Consider the following 20,006-nt stretch of genomic DNA (forward strand, 5'->3'; position numbering starts at 1 on the left):
GCCTAGAGGCTGGCGAGCAGCCTCAACGGCGTCGGGCGTTAGGTAGGTTGCCGTTGGCGCGGGGGGAGTCGCCGTCGGGTGGCGGCCAGTGGCGACGCACGGTGCGTTCGGACCTGCCGATCCGCGCGGCGATCTGCGCTGGATGCATGCGGGGGTCGCGGCGGTGCCAGTACGCCACTGCGGCGGCGGTGCCTGGGGGCACCACGTCACGGTCGCTGCCGGTACCGCTGTGTGGGTGTTTCCTATCCGCGGGGTGGCCATCAGGTCGAGGCGGTGCCTGGTCGGCAGGACCGGTGGCGGGCGCTGCAGCGAGTTGTCGGTCCTGAGTGTTTGCCTCGGCGTATGTGCAGCGGTGCGCGTCGGCCTGGCTGCCTTCGGGCCGGTCACCTGCACGAGCGGGGGTGGCCTGGTCAACGGACGCCGGTTCCGGCTGTCCGGCACCATCGACCCGTTTGTGGTCGCCGGCCAACGGCGGGTCCTGCATAAGCTTGGACGCCTTTTGCGCGGCCGGAACGCGTGGCGGCGAGGCTGCGGGTGACATTGCGGGTTGGAGCTCTCCGTCCGGCTCGTCCGTGAAGGAGGGCCTCGCCGCAGGATTCGTGACCGGTGACGCTGCGGAGGTGGTGGTCAGGACGGTACAACTCGGATGGTCGGGCTGCGGACGCCGGCCGGGGCCTGGGACCGGTTCGCTAGTTACGCGGGGTGTGGTGGTGCGGAGGCGGCCGGTGATCTCGACGAGGCTGACGCTGGCGACTACAACCAGCCCGTCGACGGACAGGGGCAGAAGGTACGCGGCGGCGGCTTCGGTTTCCCCGTAGCGGGCGGCGACGCCGACCAGGTGCCAGTACGAGACCCACGTGGCGATGCCGGCGATGACCGCCGTTGCCGTGATCCGGATGGTGCCGAGGGCACGGCGGTGGTGGGGGACGCGGGAGATCAACTCGACGGTGAGCAGCAGGGCCAGAGGCGGCCACGCGGCGATGATCTGGCTGATCGGGTTTGGGCGGGCGTGTAGGACGTTCGCGGCCACCGACGCGGCGACGCCGAGGGTGAGGGTGGCCCGCACGGCCCACCGCAGCCGCCGCAGCTGTGCGACAGCGTCACCAGACAGCGGGCCGGGAGCGGTCGCCGCGTTGCTGGTGTTGCTGGTTGGCGTGGTCATGTGAGGGCTCCGTCGGTCTCGTGCGGGCGGGGTGCACCGGAGGCGCGGCCGGGGTGACGCAGGTCGGTGACGAGCCGGTCGGCGAGCGCGAGGGTGTCGTCACTGGGTTCGGCGTCGATCTCGGCGAGACGGCGGGTCACGGTTCGACGTAGCGCGCGGATGCCGTTGATGTCGCCGAGCTGCGCGCGGGCGCGCATGGCCGCCTGGTAGAGCGGCTCGTGATGTGGGTTGTGGGCGATGGCGGCGTCTAGAACGCGCAGCTGCTGCGCGGGTTGTCCGATGAGGGCGTCGGTGAGGGCGAGGTAAGCGTCGAGGGCTTCCTGGCGTACCGCTTCGCGGTAGGGCTCGACCCATTCGTAGTCGCAGCCGTCGGCGAGGGGACCGTTGTAGGCGTCTACCGCGCGGCGTAGCGCGGCGGTTCGGGCCCGCGGGTCGGTGGCCTGCGCGGCGTCGCGGATCTCCTTGCGCATGCGCCACAGGTCCACGTCGAGCAGGTCCTGGTTGAGTTGGTAGCGGTGGTCGGGGTGGGTGACGTAGTTGCCGGGCCCGCCGTTGTGGCGCAGCAGCGCCCGCAGTCCGGACACGTAGGTGTAGAGCCGACCGGCGGCTTTGCTTCTCGGCGCGTCGGGCAGTAGGTCGTCAAGGATGGCCTCGGCCGGGGCTGTGGCGTTGTGGACTGCGAGGTAGACCAGCAGTTCCAGGGACTTGGCGCGTGGGGTGCGGTGCGGGTCGCCGTCAACGACGCCGGGTGGGCCGAGCACCCGCACCGGTAGTGGGTTTGCGCCTTTCGCGTCGCGTGCTGTCTGTTTCGCCGCTGCGGCTTGTTCACCGCTCGATGCGGCAACGACGGGTGACGGGTGTTCCTCGGTGGCCGAGTGCGAAGCGGTGCCGGCGGTGCCGGCTGTCCGGTCCGCTGGTGCCGAGGGGACGTGCCTGTCATCGGCACCGTTGGCGGTCGTGCGGGTGGCGGGCAGTTCGGCGGCGGTGGTGGGGTGCGGCGGGACGCTGTCTGCGGTGTCACCGGTCAGGGGTGAGCGGGGCATCGTGGCGGTTGTTCGGGGCGTGGGTTCGGTCGCCGCGCGCTGGCCGGTGTGGGCTTCGGCCAGCGTGGTGAGCAGGTCGGTGGTCTCGGTGGGGTTGAGTACGGTGAGGCGGCCGACGTCGGCGGGGTGGGAGCCGTGCCGGTTGTCGCTGTCGGCGGGGGTGGTGGTGCCGTCGGCGGCGACGTCGATGGTGTGGCCGTCGGGCCACGGGCCGAGGAGCACGCCGTGGATGTCCAGGCGTTGGCCTTGGGTGAGCAGGGCGGCGATGCGGGCGCGGTCGGGGTGGCCGGTGGTGTCGGTCAGCAGCATGACCGGTGCGAGGGGTTCCTCGTGGGGGTCGGTGGCGCGCAGTTCGGTGATGGTGTCGACCTCGTGGCGGTCGACCAGCCGAGTGCGGTGAAGTGTCTGCTCTTCGAGGATCCGCAGGGCGTCGTCGAGGCCGGCGGTGACGGTCAGCCTCGGGGTGTGGGGCAGGTCGACGGCGGCGCCGAGCAGGGTCGCCGCGGTCGCCGATGGCATGACTACCTGGGTGCGCGCGTGGGGGTGGTCCGCGCCGTCGGCGGCGAGGGCGGCGGTGAGGAACCCGCGGGCGGCGGCGTGCGCGCCGGGTCCGGTCAAACCCAGCCCCGCAGGTGGCCACACCGCCGACAGCGGGTGCGCCATGGCCGGTGCCACCGGCAACGCGGCAGTGTCCGTGATGTTCTCGTCGAAGGCGGCCGAGTGGGCAGCGTCGCCGCCGCCGCAGGCTCCGTTTTCGTCGTCGACCTCGTCGTCGCCCGGGTTGCGGCTGTCGTGGGCTGCCGTGTCGGCTTGGAGGGCGGCGCGGCGTAGGGCGCGGCGGATCTGTCCCACCGCGCGTGGCATGGGAGCCAGGTCCGGGTCGTCCAGGCGAGGTGTGGTGAACGGTTTGCGGGGCATGTGCCGGCGTTGCCGGTGTGCCCAGACCAGCGCCACCGCGGCGGCGATGGCCAGTGCGAGGCTGACGTCGACCCAGCTGCCGCTGGGCAAGGAGACACCTCGTGCGGGCCGCTGCCCAGTGGTGTCGCTGTCTGGGACTGCACCGGTGGTGTTGGCGTCGCTGGCAGCCGGCGCGCCCGTCGTGCTCGAGGGCGACTGACTGGAAGCGGGCGCCCCCGAGGTGGGGGCATGCGATGTGGTGGCTGACGGTCTCGCGCTCGGCGGGGCGTCGGTGCTCGGCGGTACGGGGTTGGTCTGCGTGGAGGTGGAGGGTCCCGGCGGTGCGGGACGGGGTTGCCGGCCTGCGGGTGCGGTGGCGTCAGCGGGCAGGTCGAGGGTCCACCCGGGATGAATCACGTCGGGGTCGCGCAGTGTTCCGCCGACGTCGGCGAAGTGGGTGCCGCGGTTGAGGGCGAAGATCTCCGGCCAGCGGCCGTCGTCGCCGAGGCAGCGCTGGGCGATCGCGGACAGGGTGTCGCCGCGGGCGACGGTGTAGGTGCTGGGCGAGTCGCCGGTGCGGGTAGTCGTGGGCGCGTCGCTGGTGCGGGTAGCGGCCTGTGTCGCGGCGGGCGCGCTCTGGTCGGCTGATCGCGTGGATGGGTGGGGTGTGTCGCTGGTCGTGGCGGGGGCAGGTGCGGCGTGCGCGGGTAGACCGCCGGTGGCGGTGACGGCGGTGGCGCCCAGCAGCACTGCGGCCAGGTGTTGCAGCGGTCCGGGTAGGCGTAGCGCCGGTAGCCACCGCAGCGCGCGGGTGAGCCGGTGGTAGCCGCGTATGGCGGTGGTGGCGGCGAGTAGCGCCCAGATCAGCCACGCGCCGCCGTGGGCGAAAGCCAGGATGAAGCCGCGAGTCAGGGGTTGCCGAATGAAGGCCTGTACCGCGTCGGCGGATGGCAGACCCACGTCCGGCGGGCCGGCTTGGTGAATCAGCGTGGTCGGCACGGCGGCGAGGAAAGCGCCGTAGGTCAGCGTGGTGGCGATCGACGCTACGCGGGATCTCATCGCCTGCCTCCTGTCTCCCCGCCCGCCACGCCTCGTCTGGTCGCGTGGTGGCGAGTTGACGGTATGGGCGGGCGACGTCGGCGACGGTGCGGTAAGGGCTGACAGGACCTCACACCACCTCACACCACCTCACAACCGCAGGTCACCCGCCTAACGGCAGCAACACAGACGCCTGACACGAGACGCGGCCCGTGCGGTGGTACCGGCGACGGAATGCGGCGGTGTGGCGCTATCGGCCGGAGACCGGCTTCACGCCGGCGTGTAGCGCGGCATGGTGGGCGTCGGTGGGTCGGAGTCCCGCGGCGGTGAGACGACGGTGGTAGGTGTCGGTCAGTTCGGTGGCGGTGTCGTGTTCGCCGAGTGCGGTGAGGATCTTGCTCGCCTGCTGGTGTAGGGCCTGGTTGTAGGGGTCGACGCGGATACCGGCCTGGAGGAAGTCGAGGGCGCGTCGTGGGTCCGGCTCGGCGGCGGCGAGGGCGGCGTAGGCGTCCAGGACGTGGCGGCGGGTGGCCTCCCGGGCCGGGTCCAGCCACGGCCACTGGTGGCCGGCGGCGAGGTCACCGCTGTAGGCGTCAGCGATCGCTTGCCAGATGGTGGCTGGGCTGGTGACGGCGGTGGCGGCGTGCGCGGCCAGGGTACGCAGCCGCCACAGGTCGACATCGCAGAAGCCGGGGTTGAGGCGGTAGCGGTTGTCGATGTGGTCGATGACGACCAGTCCGCAGGCCGCCCGCACCGTTGTTCGCAGGTCGCTGAGGGTGGTGTAGAGGCGGCCGGTGAGCCGATGGGCGGGCAGGCCCGGCCAGATGGCCTCGACGAGCTGCTGGCTGCTGCCTCCGTCGGGGTGCACGGCGAGGAAGACCAGAAGCTGCAGGGCGGCGCTGCGTCGGATCGGCACGGGGGTGCCGTCGGCGATCAGGGTCGGCTCACCGAGAACCCGCAGATCAAGCTGTCCGGCAGCGGCGCGGTCGGGTGGGTGGTCGAGACGCTCACCGGTCGCTTGGCGGGGGATGCGTGGTCGCTTGGGTGTAGTCACGGTCGCGGCCGTGGACCCGGCGCCGGGGTGTACGTCAGGCGGGTGCGCCTGGGTGATCACGGTGAGCAGGTCGGTGGCCGCCACCGGGTCGAGCACGCACAGCCGAGGCCCTACCCAGTCGGGTCGCTGCGGATCGTGAGTGTGGCCGGCCGCGTCGACGTGCAAGATCACCTCGGCCGTACCAGCGTCAAGGAACACAGCGGTTGCGGCGCACGCCGCTAACGCCACCGCAAGCGGTTCGCTGCGTGGTGCGGACTCGCAGATCAGCACCGGCCGGCCGGTGTCTTCTCGCTCGGAGCTGTACCGGGCTGCGGCCGATGACGCGAGTAGCACCCCGGCGTCATCGGCGCTGCCTGCCACCTCCACGCCGGGCCACGGCCGCGCCACAATGTCAGCGTCGAGCAGCATGCGCGTCGCGGCACGGGTGATCACAAAGGGTGCCGACACCGTCGGCTGGCGCAGACCGACGAGAGCAGCGGTGACCAGCATGCCTCTGGCTGCGGCGAGGGCACCCGGGCCAGTCAATGCGATGCGGCCCGACGGAAGCGACGCGATCGACCCTGCGGGCCCGTCCGGTACGGTGCCGGTGGCCGGGGCCGGTCGTGTGGGGGCGGCGAGGGCAGCCTGGACCGTGGCGACGGTCTCCGGCAGCGGCGCCAGGTCCGTATCGTCGCGTGCATCTCGTGGTTTGTGGGGTTGGTAGGTGCGTCGGCGGCGCAGCCACACCAACCCGGCGGCGGCAGCGACCTGCTCAGCGACATCCCAGGGCAGCCAGCCTTCCCGCAGCACCACCCCACCGGCGTTGTCGACCTCCGACACCCCGTCGAGACGCTCGACGCCGTTTGCATCGGGATCGGTTGACTGGTAGAGAGTCCCGGCGGCCACAGGCAGCGCAACCTGCGGCCCGACAGCGGTAGCTCCGGTGTGGGCGCCAGCCCCGAACGCGGCGGCGCCAGCCAAGCCGGTGGCGGTGGCCTGCAACGGGGTGGGCAACGGAACCCTGCGCAGCCACCGTGCACCTACCCAGGCCCGCGCAGCCACTCTAACGGCGACCGTGGCGGCGAGCATCAGCCACACCGCCCACGCCGCTACGGTCAACGCCACGGCCAGGGTCTGCGCGGTCAGCGGCTGCGACACCCACTGCCGCAGGTCCGGCCCACCGTTCGCGGGCCAGCCGACAACCCTGACCAGCACCACCGGCGGACCGACAAGCAGCAACGCAAGAACCAGCAGGTACGCCACCTGCCGCGGCCAGCGCACCTCACCCACCCCCACGACACGCCGCCACCCTCAGGAGCATGGTGGTGGTCACGGTGTGCGCACCGGCGGCCGGGCAGGCCGGATGACGCGCGCCCACACCTGGCGGGCCCACCACACAGCGACCGCAGTCGCGTAGATGATCCCGAGGATCCCGGATGCGGCCTGGCTAACGATCGCCGCGCTGATAACCCCCAGCGGAGCGGCAAGGATCAGCCGCAGCAGCGGCGTGGACACGACCGCCATAACCACCCCGACACCGAGCAACAGCCCACCAACGCGGCCAGCGGCATCGATCCACAACACCAGATCCGGCCACCGGTCCGCCGTCAGCGAGTACTGAATCAGCGCCATCCCCACCGCCGCGCACACCACCGAGCCGATCGGAAACGCCAGCACCTGCGACCAGCCGCCCACGGGCTGGCGCCACTGCCGGGCGGCAACCACGGCCATCACCGCAGCGACCACGACCACCGGTGCGATCGGCAGCAACGCCCACCGGAGGAACGAACCCACCTCCTGGCCGATGTAGACGCTACCCACCACCGCGTACAGCCCGGCCACCGCCACACCCAACGACATCGACGCCAGAATGCCCGTGCCGACCTGCCCACCCGCAGACGCCGGTGCCTCGCCAGGGCGGGCGGCGAGCGCGGACGCGATCACCGTGCCCGCCCCAAGAGCAGCGACCAGCGCGAACACCGCCGCCATCGCCAGCTCACCCCAGTTGAGCAGCGCCCACCGGTGCAAGTACCAGCCATTCCACTGCGCCGTGAGCAGGAACTGCGCCACTAAAACCAGCGACGCGAAGCCCGGCACCGCGATCGCCACCGCCCGCCGCACCGGCGGCACCGGCGACTCCACCACATCCGCCCCGACCCCGACGCTCGCCGCGCCCGCGTCCGCCGCTCCGCAGACGGCGGCCAGCGCTGGATCGGCGAGCACGACCGGCGCCACACCCACACCCTCGGCGAGAGCCTCGGCCACCGACGGCATACCAGCCATACCGCCCACGACGTACAGGCCGGCGACCTCAGCCGGATCCACCTCCGCCGCGGCGACCGCCTTGACGGCCAACTGGGCGACGCGCTGCGCGATCGGCCGCGCGGCCTGCTCCAGCACGCTGCCGTTCACCACCACCGCAGGCCCACCCGGCAGCGGCACCGTCACCGCCGGATGCTCCCCCAGAGCATGCTTCGCCGCGCGGACACTGGCCAGCAGCACCCACCGCGCACCGTCCGACGCCGGCCCGTCCGGAACAGGCGCGTTCGGCTCACCGACGCAGAGCGCGCCGATCAACGCGTCATCGACAGCGGACCCGCCAGCGGACGCATCGGACAGGGTGGCGAGGACCTCGAACCCGGCCGGCCCGCGCCGCAGGACGCTCACCTCCGCGCCGCCACCCACATCACACACCACGACATAAGACCCGACCGGCAACTGCACACCTGATGCCAGCAACCGGGTCGCCACGGCCACCGGCGCCTCCACCAGACGAGGCTGCGGCAAGCCCGCCCGATGCGCCGCGTGCCGCAACCAGGTACGCCGCCGTGGCCCCCAGCCAGCCGGCACCACCAGGCGCACATCCTCGACCTCGCCACCGGCGACGGCGCCAGCCCGCTCAGCCACCTGCCGCAACGTCGCCGCGACCAGGTCCACCGCGTCGGCCTCGCCACCGGGCAGCGCCACCTGCTGCTCGATCGAGCGGCGCGGAGCCGGAATGAAACGCTCCGGGCACCCGGCCGCAGCCTGCCAGGCCAACTGCCCCGTGATGACACCGCCGTCCTCGGACAGGAACACCGCGCTGGACAGCGCCGATTCGACCCCGAACGTCAACGGCGACCATGTCCCGTCAGGCCACGCCAACACCGCCGTGGTGCTGGCACTGCCCCAGTCAATCGCCAGCCGCGCTTCCCCCGACCGCATAGGCCCCAGTCAAGCACGATGATCACGGGGCTGTCACCCACACGTCACTGCCCGCGACTGCCATGAGGTGAGGGTGGCCCTCGGTCAGCGGATCAGCGGAACCTCAACCGAACCACCACGGCATCTCCCCCAACGAACGACTCTTTCTAGGCTGGGCTGCCTCACACTTCCGCATGCTCGGTTACCGGTCACCGCAGTACCGCCGCTGCGGATGCTCGACAAACCAGGCCCGCTCGCCCTCGTCTGCCACCCGATCAGGGCCTCCGGTCTGCAGCAGGCAACTACCGTCGAACTCGATCTTCATGTGATTCACCGTGGTCCGCCTCCGCGACCCGCGCCGCGAGGTGCGCGAGTAGATGTACCGCAGCCGAACTCGTCGTGATGTCGGTGGATCCAGTCAAACCCTGGTCACTGCGCCGGAGGTTCCGGCTCCATGAACTTCTCCACAGGATGCTGCGTTATCCACAAATTGCCCCTTCGGGGCAGCGTGCCCGCGCCGGTTGCTGGTGAGGTACGGCAGGGCCATCACCACGGCGTCGGCCCGCAGAAGTCGAGAGGACACGAACATGACCAGCGTTGACGGACTGCGGGCACGTCGAGCGCGAAGATGGACAGCGCCGGACCACCCTGCCCGGGTGGCCGGTGTGACCGCAGCCAGAGGCCCCATCACGGCGGTCGTGGGACTCATGACCGTGATCGTCAACATGGCGGGCAGTCGCTGATGTCCGCTGTCGAGGCCTGGTTTCTGGGTGGTCCGGCCGACGGACGCCTCGCACCGGTCGAGGTGGGTGAGGCGGGATCACTGCCACAGGTGGTGCTGCTCCTCCAGGTCGGCTTCTACTTCGGCGCTGCCGATCACCCGAGTCAGCCGGTCGAGCACCGATACGTCCGCGACGACGCGGAGGACCACCCACCGGTGTACCGCTATGCCGGGCCCGCTGAGGACTGACGAGGGCAATGCGCATGACGTTGCGGGCAGGTGCGGGCACGACGATCGTGTGTGACGCCATCGGTGCGGGAGCCGACACCAATCCGGTCCCCGCACCGTTCCCGCGCACAGACGACAGTCACCTCAACGCCTGTCGACCTTCTGCCGCAGGAGGGGTTCGTGTCACGACGAGCAGGTGTTGAGCATGCTCTGCAGCGCGGACTTCTCCGACGACTGCAAAGCCAAACCCCAGCTGTACTTCACGGTGATCCACATCTTGCTGTAGGTGCACCGGTAGGTCGACTGCGGCGGCTGCCAGGTCGACGGGTCCTGATCGCCCTTGGCCTGGTTGACGTTGTCGGTGACCGCGATCAACTGCGGACCGGTCAGGTCGTTGGCGAAGCTCTGCCGCCGGCTGGTCGTCCACCCGCTCGCCCCGGAACGCCATGCCTCGGCCAACGGCACAACGTGGTCGATGTCGACGTCGGAGGCGGCGGACCAGGTAGCTCCGTCGTACGGGCTGTACCAGCGCCCGGACACCGCCGCGCAGGAACTGTCCACGACAACGGAGGTGCCGTCGCGCTTGAGAACCTGCTCCCGGGTGTTGCAGGGGCCACTGATGGTGATCCAGTGCGGGAACTTGTCCCGCGAGTACCCGGTCATCGAGCCCTCGGCCCTGACATTGAGAGCGTTGAGCCGCGACTGCGCGGTTGACTTCGTCGGGATACCCGGCGGGGTCGCCGACGCCGGCGCAGCACTCACGACAACCACACTTGCGCTGACGCCCACCGCCATCATGATCCCCGCGGCACAACGCACGACGCGGCCAGGCTGGGAAAGGTATCGGGAGATTCGCACGGTAGGTCTCCTCGGCGTCAAGGGTTGAGACGATGACCGTCTCCTACGAGCATGTCCATCGAACGCCATCCACGTAAAGAGGCGACGGCGCGCCTCAGCCGATCCAGCCACAAAGGTCCGGATTCCCACGCACGCCGCCCGTTCCGGATGCCGGTCGAGAGCTTGCGGACCGTGCGGCACGCGTGCCGAGCAAGGTTTACGACAACGGGGTCTGCCTGAAACGGTGCGTAGACTTTGACCACCAGGAGGGATCCCGCCATGACTGAAGTCTTCGAGGTCCACGTCCCGCAGCACGCTTCGATCGATCTCGTCTTCCTGCACGGGCTCGACGGTGATGCCCGTCAATCCTGGTCGACCGGGGCGCCCGGCACCTTCTGGCCCCAGTGGTTGGCCGAAGACATCGATGGCGTTGCGGCATGGACAGCCGACTACGACGCCTGGTCGAGCCGCTGGCGTGGCCACTCGATGAGCATCCCGGACCGGGCGATCAACCTGATGGCGCTGCTGCGGAACCACGGTATCGGCGACCGGCCGTTATGTTTTGTCACGCACAGCATGGGCGGCCTGCTAGCCAAGGAGATGCTCATGCACGCATCGGAGGGCCGGGATGACTTCGCCGTCTTCGCCCGAGCCGTGCGGGGCGTGGTGTTCCTAGCGACGCCGCACACGGGCGCCGGGATCACCAAGGCAGTCGACGCCCTCGGCAAGGTCTACCGCGGCACGCCGGCCGTAGCCGACTTGCGCCGCAACGCACCCCACCTGCGCCAGCTCAATGATCGCTATCGCGACTGGGCGAACGAGGCCGGACTGCGCCACCTGGTGTTCTTCGAGACGCGGCCCACATTCGGAGTCCGGATCGTCGACGAGACCTCCGCCAACCCGGGCTTGCCCCGCGTGCGGCCGGTCCCGGTTGACGCCGACCACATCTCGATCGTCAAGCCGGTTAGCCGCCGTGACCTCGTTTACGGCCAAGTACGTCACTTCGTGGCCGATCTGCTGCGGAGCCCGGAAACCCGGGCCGCACCGAAGGGCGTCGAGGTGCACGGACCAAACCACGGGACGATCATTCTGGGCAGCGGAAACACCGTCGATGGCTGACCCGCGCGTCGAGGTCCATGGCCCTAACTACGGCGTCATCATCGCCGGCGACGGCAACACGGTGCGCAGCGCGGCATCCGAGATCCGGCTGAGCCCACTGGCTCCTGCGCCGCCGCTGCCCGACGGCGCGGGACCAGCCGCGTGCCTCAACCCGATCTTCGAACTGGTCCCGTTCGTCTCCTCACCGGACTACACAACACTGCTTGGTTGGCTCGACGATGACGCACCACGAGGCGCCCTCCTGCTGGCCGGCCCGGCCGGTGCCGGGAAGACCCGGCTAGCGCTGCAGACCTGCCGCGTTGCTGCCGGGAGAAACTGGCGGGTCCTCGTTGCCGGCAGCGCCATCGAGCTGGACGACCACGAGCACGTGTCAGAGCCGTCCGCACCAGCGGGCACGCTGGTGCTTGTTGACTACGCGGACCGATGGACCCGCTCCGGTCTGCAGGAGCTAACTCAGCGGGCCCTCACCAGCCCGGCGCCGGTCCGCCTGCTCCTGGTGGCACGGTCAGAGGCGTTCTGGCCGGTCATGTCATCTGGCTTGCGCCGGGCAGGGTTCACCTTAGTGCGGGTACGGGTCGGCGACGGCGACGGCGACGCCACGGTCATGTACCGGGCTGCCCACCAAGCTTTCGTCGCGCACCTCGGCGCGCCGGTCGGTTTGGCCCCCGGCTCGCCGCCGGAGACCGGTCACCCGCTGAGCGTCCACACCAAGGCCCTGCTCGACGTGTTGGGGGTCATCGAGCCTTCGCACTCGACATCGTCGGGCTCGACTTGGCCGCAGCTGTCGGCGAGCCTTCTCGACCGCGAGCTCGACCACTGGTCCCGGATGGCCGCCGATGCCGTGCCGCGCTTCGAAACGCCGTTGGAGCGAATGTTCCGCTGCGTTTTGCTGGCGACCATGCTCGGCGGCACCAGCCATCAGTTTGCTGAGTCTGTTCTGACCCATCTGAACTTCTCCGATCGCGACACTCTGCTGGCCGACCACGCCCGGCTGTACCCGGCGCCGAGGCGAGACCGGATGCTGTGGCCGCTGCTTCCCGACCGACTGGGTGAAGACGCGCTGGCCCGTGCCCTGACGACCGCTCCGGACGCTGATCACCTGGGCGGCTGGGGCGGCCCGGCCTGCGATCACCTCGTCCGGACGCTGCTGGCCTGGGAACTCCGGTTTGAGGTCGAGGGCACCATGCGGCCGGTCCCGCATGTGCTCCTGCGCACGGTCTTGACGGTCCTGACCGACACCGGTGAGCGTTGGCCGCACGTGCGCCGGATGCTCGTCGAGGCGCTCGACCGGCAACCGCTACTCAGCTGGGTCAGCGCTCCGGGCGTCGTTGAGCGGCTGGCTCCGGACCTGACCTTCGATCTCATGCGCCGGCTCGCCGACGTGATGGATCAGGTCACCGGCTACGGAGCCAACCTCGATATGCACGACGGCCTGGTCGCGGTTCTGCGGCGGGTCTGCGCGGACCCGCAGTTCTTGGACCTTCCCCCCGACAACCAGATAAGTCACCTGATGGCTCTCGGGCGCAGCCTCGGTGCGGCTGGTGATCGGCGGGAAGCGGCGGAGTTCACGGGACGGGCCGTCGCGCTGCTGAGGCCACAGATTCTCGTCACCGAGGACGAGGTGACGACCGTTCCGGGCGTCGACAAGTCCGCCGTCGGCGTCATCTTCGCCACCCACGCTCAGCAGTTGTCGGCGCTCGGGCAGGCCGACGACGCCCTGGCCTTCAGTCATGTCGCGGTGATCCTCCTCCGGCAGTGGATTGACGAGGGCGGGGACGAGACGGCAAGTGCACATATCGCCGCACTGAGCACATATGCCACCGCCCTCGCCGACAACGGCCACATCGAGGAGTCCGTGGAGCTGGAGAGACGCCTGCTGGCCGTGCAGACGCGCGACTTCAAGGCATTGGACCCCGAGCAGCAGGCCGACGCCAGCATCACGATGAACAACCTCGGCCTTCGGCTGCGGGAGATCGGCCGGCTCGAGGAGGGACGACATCTGCTGGCTCAGACGGTGGCCATCCGCATGCCTCTCGCCCGGGACCTGTCGCCGGTCTACGCGCCGCTACTCGCCGAGGCGCTCAACAACCTGGCTTACGCCGAGCTGAAGGACGGGCTGGTTGAGGACGCCGTGGAAACCGCCGAGATCGCCGTCGACCTTAGGCGGAAGTTCGTGGAGCACGTCCGCAGCGGCTACCGGCCGCAGCTGTCCCGCTCGCTTCGGCTCCTAACCGCAGCCTACATCGAGCTCAAACGATGGCTCGACGCCGCCGCTACCGCCGTTGAACACCTAAGCACTCTCGAGTATGACCTCGTCACACTCGACCGGGAGCAGGCAAAGGAGATCCGGGACGTCCTGCGCACGCACGCGTTCAGCCTGTCCCGCGCCGGCCGGCCCGACGAGGTGCCCGCGACGATCGGTCGCCTCCTACCAGCGCAGCTACCGCCCGCGCCGTCATCTGCCGCGGACCTGGTCGGCTGGCTAGCGATTCAGCACGCCGCTCGACTGCTCGACACCGACGACGGCACCGCGACGGCGACCATCGCGAAGTACGGCCCGTTGCTGAAGCACGCGGCAGACGACTTCCGTGAGCCCCAGCTAGCCTTCAACCTCGCGTACGGCCTGGTGACGAAAAACCGCGACTTCGCCGCCTCCGGACACGCGGTCAACGCCCTTCTCCTGGCAGCCCAGGACGACACCGCGCTCGAGCAGAAGCATCGCGAGTCGGCGACCATCATCGCCCGCACCTGGGTTGACCAAGCCGACACCGGCAAGCCCGAACATCTGCGCCTGGTGGTCGAAATCGTTCGGGATTGTCTGCCGACGCTTGAGACGCTGTCAGAGCTCGGCGCAGATCCGGCAGCTCAAGTCGCCGCACTCTGCAGCAACGCGGTGGCGTACGGCCAGATTGCAGGCGATCACGCCGGCAATCTCGGCACGGCACGGCTCGCAGTCCGGGCGGCGACGGCACTCTGCCGTGCCGCGCCGGACGGCAGGCCGCCCGCGGCATACAACGAAATCGCACTAAACGCACACAATGGTTTGGCACTGACGATTGCGATGACTGGCTCCTCCGAACTTGTGGAGGCGAGGTACTCGGCCATGGAGGCCGCTCGGATCACCGGAGCCCGCATGCGGGAGCAACGCCCCACCGTGCGCGCCGCCTCCGACGACGCCATGTGTCTGAGCACGCTGGCCGAGGTGCAGTCACAATCAGGCAACCCCGAGGTTGCATTCACGCTCGCGCTCGGCGCACTCAACTACGCCGTGCAGTGCGCCCGCGTCGGCGGTACCTCGAACGTGCAGCATCTATGGACGATGTGGCAGGTCTTCGAGCGGCACGCCAAAAAAACCGACCAAAAGCGGATTTTGCCCACGGTGATCGCCGAGGTGCGCGCGACGCTGCCCGTCGAGCGCCGCAGAGAGTTTGATGGAATAGCAGGACGCATTAGCCCATCCGAGGATTCGCAGTGAGATGGATCTGCAGGTGGCAAGATTCGCTGACAGCTGGGTGTGCACTGACCGGCAGCGCCTGACCACCGCTCCATAGTGGCGGGAGGAAGTCGACCTGACGCCTGCCGGCCTTCAAGAGGAATGAGATTCTCGGCCGGGAGCCGATCAGCCATTGGTTGTGTTCCACCGATACTCGTCCCTACACTGCCACGGTTCGGTATGGACTCGGAGCCGGAAAGTGGTGCGATGTCGCTGATCGACACCATTGGCGCAGGTTTGCAGGCGATGGCGGCAGGTGTAGACCGAGCGCAGCACGAGGCCGCAGCTGTCGACCAAGCGATCGAGCAGATCAGCGCCCGGGCGGTGGCCTCCGGCTTCGCCGGCATCGCTGTGGGGTTGGCTCGCGCCCGAGAAGCGCTCCGGCCGGCTCGGTCTCGCCTGGCGGAGGCCGACGGGGCTCTGGGTGAGGCGTTGCGGGCGTTGAGCGCCGTAGCGCAGCAGCCATCGCCGCAGGAAACAATCGCCGCGCTCACGCCGGTGGTGGCCGCGCTCACCGCCACCGACGGTTACATCACGGCGGCAGCATCCGCGTTAAACGACACGCGACGACTGGTCACAGCGGCGTTGCAGGGAGGACAGCCCGGTCCGACGCTGTCGCGCCTACAGCAGATGCTGCAGGTCCTGGCGGCTGTCCGGATACGTGGGACCGAGGCTCGGCAGCACGTCGAGGCGGCGCTGGCGCAGGCTAGGCAGGTGGGTGACCTGGGACTATTGATCACGGACGGTGGTAGCGACATCGGCCGGCCATCCGCCGCACGCGACTCTTCTGCGAATGCAACGAAGGCGCCTGCTCCAGCCGATCCGTTGCCCGAAGGGTTGACGGATGCCGCTCGGGACCTGCCCCGACGGCAGGCCAAGGATCCTACCTCCGGTGTGGCGTTGATCGGTGGTAAGTGGATACCCATGAGGTCTGGCCGTGACCCGGCCGCCGCCGCAGATCTGAAGCCGGCCTACAAGCTCATCGCCACCACGACCGACCATCTGGAGGCCAAGCTTGCCGCCCGGATGCGCCGCGACCACGTCACCGAGGCGGCTGTCGTGACGAACAATCCGCCGTGTGACTACACCCCCTATGGCTGCGAGAAGATCCTCTCCCGGCTGCTGCCGGCCGGCGCACAGTTGGCTGTCTACGTACGCGACGATGACGGGCAGGTACGCCATTGGCGTACCTACACCGGCAACGGAAAGGCGATCGCATGAAGGTGACCTGGACCTACGACCGGGGCGACCAGCGCGACAACCACGAGGTCGAGCTGACCGACCCCCACGCCCTGGAAACGCTCCTTCGCGAGATCCAGCAGGCCGGCGAGCCCGTCGTGCTGACCATCTTCAGCGAAACCAACGACGACCCCGACGACCTGCCACCTGGCATCCAGATCGGGCTCGGTCACCCCACCCACGCCTTCGCGGTACACATCGCCGACGACGGCGGCTACCTCAACGACCCCACAGCGGAAACCCCAACCGAGGGACTCCAATACGATTTCGGCGGAGTGCCCACCGAGTACCCGGCCGAGTACCTACAACTTCGGCCTGAAACGGCTATCCAGCTGGCAGTTGCCTTTCTCATGACTGGCGGCGAACCGCCGCGCCTGTCGGCCGTCAGCGAGTGATCGCGTGGCGAGGGGCAGGTCCCGGGCCCTGGCGCCACCGCCCGTGACGCCGAAGGTCCCCTGTGCTCGCTTGCGGATCCCGCTCAGCCCGGGACTGCAGTGTTACGCCGCGCACTTGCACTGTCAGGGAGAGCACAGGCGAGGCTCCCGGCAGGATCAAAACAGTCCGGGTTGTTGCTGTGGCGGGGGGCCACCGGCTGTTCGCATGTCCATCGGTACGCCGGCGGTGGTAACGAGTTCAACCAGCGTAGGTGCGTGATTCCATCGCTGCTTGATCAGTGCAGGTAGCAGCACTGCGGTGGCGATGGTGTCCCATAGTGCCCGGTGCGGCTGGCTGTCTGGGGCGGCGGCGTTGACAGCCGCGGTGAGTTTCAGTCCGTCGACAAGGGCGCTGAGGCTGTGTCGGTGGCCGTGGGTGAGTGCGCGGGATAGACGCAGTGTGTCGATGAGGCCGGCTGGGCGCAGCTCGGGAAGGCGTCGGTGCAGCAGCCGCCAGTCGACGGTGACGTTGTGGCCGACGAGGTAGTTGCCGTTAATCCGGGTGGCAAGGGCCGGTGCGATGTCGGCGAGGGCCGGTGCGGTGCGCAGTGCGGTGTCGGTGATGCCGGGTGACAGCCAGGGCCGGCGGCCGATGGGTCGGCCGGGGCTGATGAGGGTGTTCAGTGCGGCGGGCAGATGCGGCAGCCCGGCGACGATGGGAACGACCGCGATCTCCACAATCGCCTCGTTGCCGCCGTCCTGGGGGCCGGTGCCTTCCAGGTCGATCGCGACAAGGTGTGCGAGGGTCCAGGGGTCGCTCGGGCTGCCGCTCATGCTCGTCTTCCTTGGTCAGTCGTCTTCGTACTGCGCGCTGTGTGCGAACGCTGCCCGCACGTTCTCGAACTTCTGTGCTTGCTGCGGGTCGATCTCGTGGCCGAGGAGTTGACGGCCGTGGGCGTGCAGGAAGTGGGGCTGGTCGAGTTCCCAGATTTGGTGGCGCATGGCGTGCTGGACGGCGTAGCGGCGTTGCTCGCCCAGGCCGTGGGTCCAGACGTGGCCTGGCTCGACGAGGACGGTGCTGTCGTAGCCGAGTTGGGCGAGGACCTGGAGCACCTCCTGTTCGGTGGGTTCCTTGTAGTCGGCGATGCACAGGTCTTTCTGCTTCTGCGGGCAGATGTCGCAGATTTCGCGGACGCCCCAGTGGCCGTTGTAGTCGGCGACGCCGTGGGCGTAGGCGACGCCGCAGGAGGTCTTGCGGAACAGCGGGGTGCTGATCCCGGATGCCTGCCAGGCGTTGACGATCAGCTCGTCGATGTCGGCGGGCATGGTCTTGCGCCGGGCGTAGTCGTCACCGTACGGCACGTCTACGCCGAGGGAGCGCAGGTACTCGGCGTTCTCCGGCTTGTGGTAGTAGCCGGTGAACACGATCGCGTCGACGTCGCCGCCGACTTCCAGGACGTGGTCGATGTTCTCTGGGGCGGTGTTCCAGCCCGGGACGATGGGCCGCCAGTACAAGACCACGCCGGTGCGCTGCTTGTTCGCGATCGCGGTGTAGATCGAGTTGATCGTGATGGCGCTCTTGGTGATGGGCTCCACCCGGTCGTCCTGGATGCCGGAGTACGTGAACAGCAGGGTGACCTTCAGATACTTCAGGTCTTCCAGCGCTGCCATGTCGGAGGCGGTGACCTTGAAGCAGGTGATGATCAGGACGTGGTTGGTGTACTCGCGGTCGTCGAGGGCTTGGAGTACCTGGAAGAGGTGGGGTTTGACGCCGGGCAGGAACGGGTCGGTGGCCTTGTTGAAGAGCTGGATTGGGGTGATGTGCGGCCGGAATGCCTCGTGGGTGATCAGTCCGAGGATGGCCTCGTCGGTGGGTACCAGCAGGTGCGGTTTCTTCACCTCGAAGTTGCCCCAGAAGTGCCTGACGCAGTAGCCGCAGTCCAGTGGGCAGCCGATGATGTGGTTCAGTGACAGGCCGGACTTGCGGTAGCCCACCCACTGGGCCATGTACGGGTCGAGCGTGGCCTGTTTCTCCGCAGCCAGCAGCGGGAGGTGGCGGGGGCCGCCGGTGAGGTCGGCGGGCGTGGGGGTCATCGGGTGCCTCCTTGGGTGGGCTCGCGCAGCAGGTGTACGTGCTCGGGGCCGTACCAGATGTGGAAGTCACGCTCGACGACGTCGGTGGTGTCGGACGTGTGGATCAGGTTGTCGACGAGGCGGCCGTCGGCGATGGCCTTGTCGAGGGTGTCCTTGGCGTACCGGCCTCGGACGGTGGTGGCAGCGGCGCTGGCAGGGTCGGTGGGGCCGACGATGCGCCGCAGTCTCGGCGCCGCGTCTTGGCCGTAGCCGAGCGCGACGCCGACCCGGTTGCCGACGAAGATGCGGCGTAGCTCGGCGGGCACGTCGCGGCCGAGCTGATCGGACAGCGGCAGCATGTCGTCGTAGTGGGCGAAGACCTGGTCTTCGGTGGGGATGACGATGCGCCGGTCGACGATGGCGACGAGTTGGCTGCACCAGTTGAGGACCTCGTTGGTGAGGCCCCGCCGGATACAGTCGGGCTTGAGCAGGATGACGGTCCACCGAGACCAGTCGACGTTCTCGAGGTTGCCCATCACGGCCGCCGGGTGGACACGAACGGTGGCACGCGGCCGGGCCAGCGTGCGGCGGCCAGCCACCAATGCCCGGGGTGCAGCTCGGCGACGGCTTCCTGGGTCACCGCCGTGCCGGGCCGGTGCACGATCTGCCGGTACACCTCGAACAGCGCGAGGATGCGCCGCCAATACGGTGCGATGGGCAGGCTGGCGAGCTTGTCGGGGGTGAGCTGATCGTGGTCGGTGCGCAGGAGCTCTTCCCAGCGAGCGACCTCGCGGATGTCGTCCCAGCTGGTGGGAGGCATCGGGTCGACGTGGAAGTGGCGGCGGGGCGCGGGTCGGGCGGCTTCGTCGATGATCGCGTGGACCTTGTCGACGTCGAGTTTGTTGACGTGCATCGACCCGACGTGGTGAGCGTAGGTGCCGACGGGCACGCCGAGGCGGGTAGCGGTGAATTCCTGGATGAAGGTGAAGGCGAAGGTGTCGCCGAGCAGGCCGATGACGGCGTCGTTGCCTCGCATGTAGGCCGACATGTGCAGCTCGCCGCCGCGCAGGAGGAACTGCAGGCCGAGGGTGCATGCGACGTCGGGGTTGGCCGGGTCGACCAGTTCGTCCGGGCGCATGATGGGCATGGCGGCCCGTTTGGTGTCCGGGTCGTTGCGCAGCAGTTCCTCGATGCGGTCGAACTGGCTGCGGGTGTCGGGGCGGGTGGGGCGGAACAGTCTCGGCCCGTACGCGGTGCCGGTGAGGCGGATGCCGTCGGCGGACAGGGCGTGCAGCTTCGGTGCGTAGTAGCCAATGAAGTCGACGTCGTCGCGGCCGGTCAGGTACCACAGGGCTTCGGCGTGGTTGAACACAATGTTCGCCTTGCGGGCAGCGAGGTACAGGATCCGGTCGGTCGGGTTGGTGATGGTGAAGCTGCTGTTGATCACCTCCAAGGCGTCTTTGCCGCGGCCGGCGGTATCGAACTGATGCCGGTTGACCACCTCGTTCAGCACGGCGAGGTACGCCTGCTCGACGTTGGTGTACGTGGGCCCGGAAACCATGGGCG

The 20,006-nt window shown here is 69.2% G+C and carries 15 protein-coding genes; 5 read left to right on the forward strand and 10 right to left on the reverse strand.

Going from position 1 to position 20,006, the window contains the following annotated elements:
- Positions 1-22 precede the first annotated feature (22 nt).
- The 5 genes from ACGFIR_RS09600 to ACGFIR_RS09620 all read right to left on the reverse strand — a co-directional run bounded on the left by ACGFIR_RS09600 (position 23) and on the right by ACGFIR_RS09620 (position 8,681).
- Positions 23-1,162 carry a DUF2637 domain-containing protein gene (locus tag ACGFIR_RS09600; RefSeq protein ID WP_393144221.1) on the reverse strand — a complete coding sequence of 380 codons (1,140 nt, stop codon included), beginning with the start codon at positions 1,160-1,162 and terminating at the stop codon, positions 23-25.
- Entirely contained in the window at positions 1,159-4,161 is a 3,003-nt protein-coding gene (locus tag ACGFIR_RS09605; protein WP_393144223.1) for a BTAD domain-containing putative transcriptional regulator, read from the reverse strand. Before ACGFIR_RS09605 ends, ACGFIR_RS09600 begins: the two co-directional genes overlap by 4 nt.
- A 229-nt stretch (positions 4,162-4,390) precedes the next feature.
- Positions 4,391-6,454, reverse strand: a complete 2,064-nt coding sequence (locus ACGFIR_RS09610; RefSeq protein ID WP_393144225.1) for a hypothetical protein — start codon at positions 6,452-6,454, stop codon at positions 4,391-4,393.
- A 48-nt stretch (positions 6,455-6,502) separates the two neighbouring features.
- Positions 6,503-8,287: an Hsp70 family protein gene (locus ACGFIR_RS09615; protein ID WP_393144227.1), complete on the reverse strand. Its 1,785-nt coding sequence runs from the start codon at positions 8,285-8,287 to the stop codon at positions 6,503-6,505.
- Positions 8,288-8,558: 271 nt separating this feature from the next.
- The gene (locus ACGFIR_RS09620; protein WP_393144229.1) at positions 8,559-8,681 is read right to left on the reverse strand and encodes a hypothetical protein; all 123 of its coding nucleotides are present in this window, start codon (positions 8,679-8,681) and stop codon (positions 8,559-8,561) included.
- Between the two features lie 417 nt (positions 8,682-9,098).
- Here ACGFIR_RS09620 and ACGFIR_RS09625 point away from each other — a divergent pair, with 417 nt between their 5' ends.
- A complete protein-coding gene (locus ACGFIR_RS09625) occupies positions 9,099-9,326 on the forward strand; it encodes a hypothetical protein (protein WP_393144231.1) in 228 nt (75 codons plus the stop codon).
- Between the two features lie 162 nt (positions 9,327-9,488).
- Here ACGFIR_RS09625 and ACGFIR_RS09630 read toward each other — a convergent pair whose 3' ends face one another.
- A complete protein-coding gene (locus tag ACGFIR_RS09630) occupies positions 9,489-10,103 on the reverse strand; it encodes an HNH endonuclease family protein (RefSeq protein WP_393144722.1) in 615 nt (204 codons plus the stop codon).
- A 318-nt stretch (positions 10,104-10,421) separates the two neighbouring features.
- Between ACGFIR_RS09630 and ACGFIR_RS09635 the strand changes: the two genes are divergently transcribed.
- The 4 genes from ACGFIR_RS09635 (at position 10,422) to ACGFIR_RS09650 (ending at position 16,388) form a co-directional block, all read left to right on the forward strand.
- On the forward strand, positions 10,422-11,261 hold the full coding sequence (locus ACGFIR_RS09635) for an esterase/lipase family protein (RefSeq protein WP_393144233.1): 840 nt from the start codon (positions 10,422-10,424) through the stop codon (positions 11,259-11,261).
- The gene (locus ACGFIR_RS09640) at positions 11,254-14,736 is read left to right on the forward strand and encodes a hypothetical protein (RefSeq protein ID WP_393144235.1); all 3,483 of its coding nucleotides are present in this window, start codon (positions 11,254-11,256) and stop codon (positions 14,734-14,736) included. Before ACGFIR_RS09635 ends, ACGFIR_RS09640 begins: the two co-directional genes overlap by 8 nt.
- A gap of 225 nt (positions 14,737-14,961) precedes the next feature.
- Positions 14,962-15,975 carry a DUF6244 family protein gene (locus ACGFIR_RS09645; protein WP_393144237.1) on the forward strand — a complete coding sequence of 338 codons (1,014 nt, stop codon included), beginning with the start codon at positions 14,962-14,964 and terminating at the stop codon, positions 15,973-15,975.
- Positions 15,972-16,388 carry an Imm1 family immunity protein gene (locus tag ACGFIR_RS09650; RefSeq protein ID WP_393144239.1) on the forward strand — a complete coding sequence of 139 codons (417 nt, stop codon included), beginning with the start codon at positions 15,972-15,974 and terminating at the stop codon, positions 16,386-16,388. The genes ACGFIR_RS09645 and ACGFIR_RS09650 overlap by 4 nt, the downstream gene beginning before the upstream one ends.
- 156 nt (positions 16,389-16,544) lie before the next feature.
- Here the strand turns inward: ACGFIR_RS09650 and ACGFIR_RS09655 are convergent, their stop codons facing one another.
- Genes ACGFIR_RS09655 through ACGFIR_RS09670 form a run of 4 tightly spaced genes read right to left on the reverse strand, consistent with a single transcriptional unit; the run spans position 16,545 to position 20,001 of the window.
- Positions 16,545-17,201, reverse strand: coding sequence for a 3'-5' exonuclease (locus tag ACGFIR_RS09655; RefSeq protein ID WP_393144241.1), 657 nt, complete (start codon positions 17,199-17,201; stop codon positions 16,545-16,547).
- Between the two features lie 15 nt (positions 17,202-17,216).
- Positions 17,217-18,461 (reverse strand): hypothetical protein, encoded by a 1,245-nt coding sequence (locus ACGFIR_RS09660; RefSeq protein ID WP_393144243.1) that lies wholly within the window; start codon positions 18,459-18,461, stop codon positions 17,217-17,219.
- Positions 18,458-18,976: a nucleoside-diphosphate kinase gene (locus ACGFIR_RS09665; RefSeq protein WP_393144724.1), complete on the reverse strand. Its 519-nt coding sequence runs from the start codon at positions 18,974-18,976 to the stop codon at positions 18,458-18,460. The genes ACGFIR_RS09660 and ACGFIR_RS09665 overlap by 4 nt, the downstream gene beginning before the upstream one ends.
- Complete coding sequence (locus tag ACGFIR_RS09670) at positions 18,976-20,001, reverse strand: thymidylate synthase (RefSeq protein ID WP_393144245.1); 1,026 nt, start codon at positions 19,999-20,001, stop codon at positions 18,976-18,978. The genes ACGFIR_RS09665 and ACGFIR_RS09670 overlap by 1 nt, the downstream gene beginning before the upstream one ends.
- Between the last annotated feature and the right edge of the window lie 5 nt (positions 20,002-20,006).

Source organism: Micromonospora sp. NPDC049051 (assembly GCF_043197575.1).
Taxonomy (GTDB): domain Bacteria; phylum Actinomycetota; class Actinomycetes; order Mycobacteriales; family Micromonosporaceae; genus Micromonospora.

Excerpts from the sequence above, each read along its gene's own strand:
- ACGFIR_RS09620 (WP_393144229.1), bottom strand. The coding sequence starts at position 8,681 with ATGAAGATCGAGTTCGACGGTAGTTGCCTGCTGCAGACCGGAGGCCCT.
- ACGFIR_RS09650 (WP_393144239.1), top strand. The coding sequence starts at position 15,972 with ATGAAGGTGACCTGGACCTACGACCGGGGCGACCAGCGCGACAACCAC.
- ACGFIR_RS09645 (WP_393144237.1), top strand. The coding sequence starts at position 14,962 with ATGTCGCTGATCGACACCATTGGCGCAGGTTTGCAGGCGATGGCGGCA.
- ACGFIR_RS09600 (WP_393144221.1), bottom strand. The coding sequence starts at position 1,162 with ATGACCACGCCAACCAGCAACACCAGCAACGCGGCGACCGCTCCCGGC.
- ACGFIR_RS09625 (WP_393144231.1), top strand. The coding sequence starts at position 9,099 with ATGTCCGCTGTCGAGGCCTGGTTTCTGGGTGGTCCGGCCGACGGACGC.
- ACGFIR_RS09640 (WP_393144235.1), top strand. The coding sequence starts at position 11,254 with ATGGCTGACCCGCGCGTCGAGGTCCATGGCCCTAACTACGGCGTCATC.
- ACGFIR_RS09665 (WP_393144724.1), bottom strand. The coding sequence starts at position 18,976 with ATGGGCAACCTCGAGAACGTCGACTGGTCTCGGTGGACCGTCATCCTG.
- ACGFIR_RS09635 (WP_393144233.1), top strand. The coding sequence starts at position 10,422 with ATGACTGAAGTCTTCGAGGTCCACGTCCCGCAGCACGCTTCGATCGAT.
- ACGFIR_RS09660 (WP_393144243.1), bottom strand. The coding sequence starts at position 18,461 with ATGACCCCCACGCCCGCCGACCTCACCGGCGGCCCCCGCCACCTCCCG.
- ACGFIR_RS09655 (WP_393144241.1), bottom strand. The coding sequence starts at position 17,201 with ATGAGCGGCAGCCCGAGCGACCCCTGGACCCTCGCACACCTTGTCGCG.
- ACGFIR_RS09630 (WP_393144722.1), bottom strand. The coding sequence starts at position 10,103 with ATGATGGCGGTGGGCGTCAGCGCAAGTGTGGTTGTCGTGAGTGCTGCG.
- ACGFIR_RS09670 (WP_393144245.1), bottom strand. The coding sequence starts at position 20,001 with ATGGTTTCCGGGCCCACGTACACCAACGTCGAGCAGGCGTACCTCGCC.
- ACGFIR_RS09605 (WP_393144223.1), bottom strand. The coding sequence starts at position 4,161 with ATGAGATCCCGCGTAGCGTCGATCGCCACCACGCTGACCTACGGCGCT.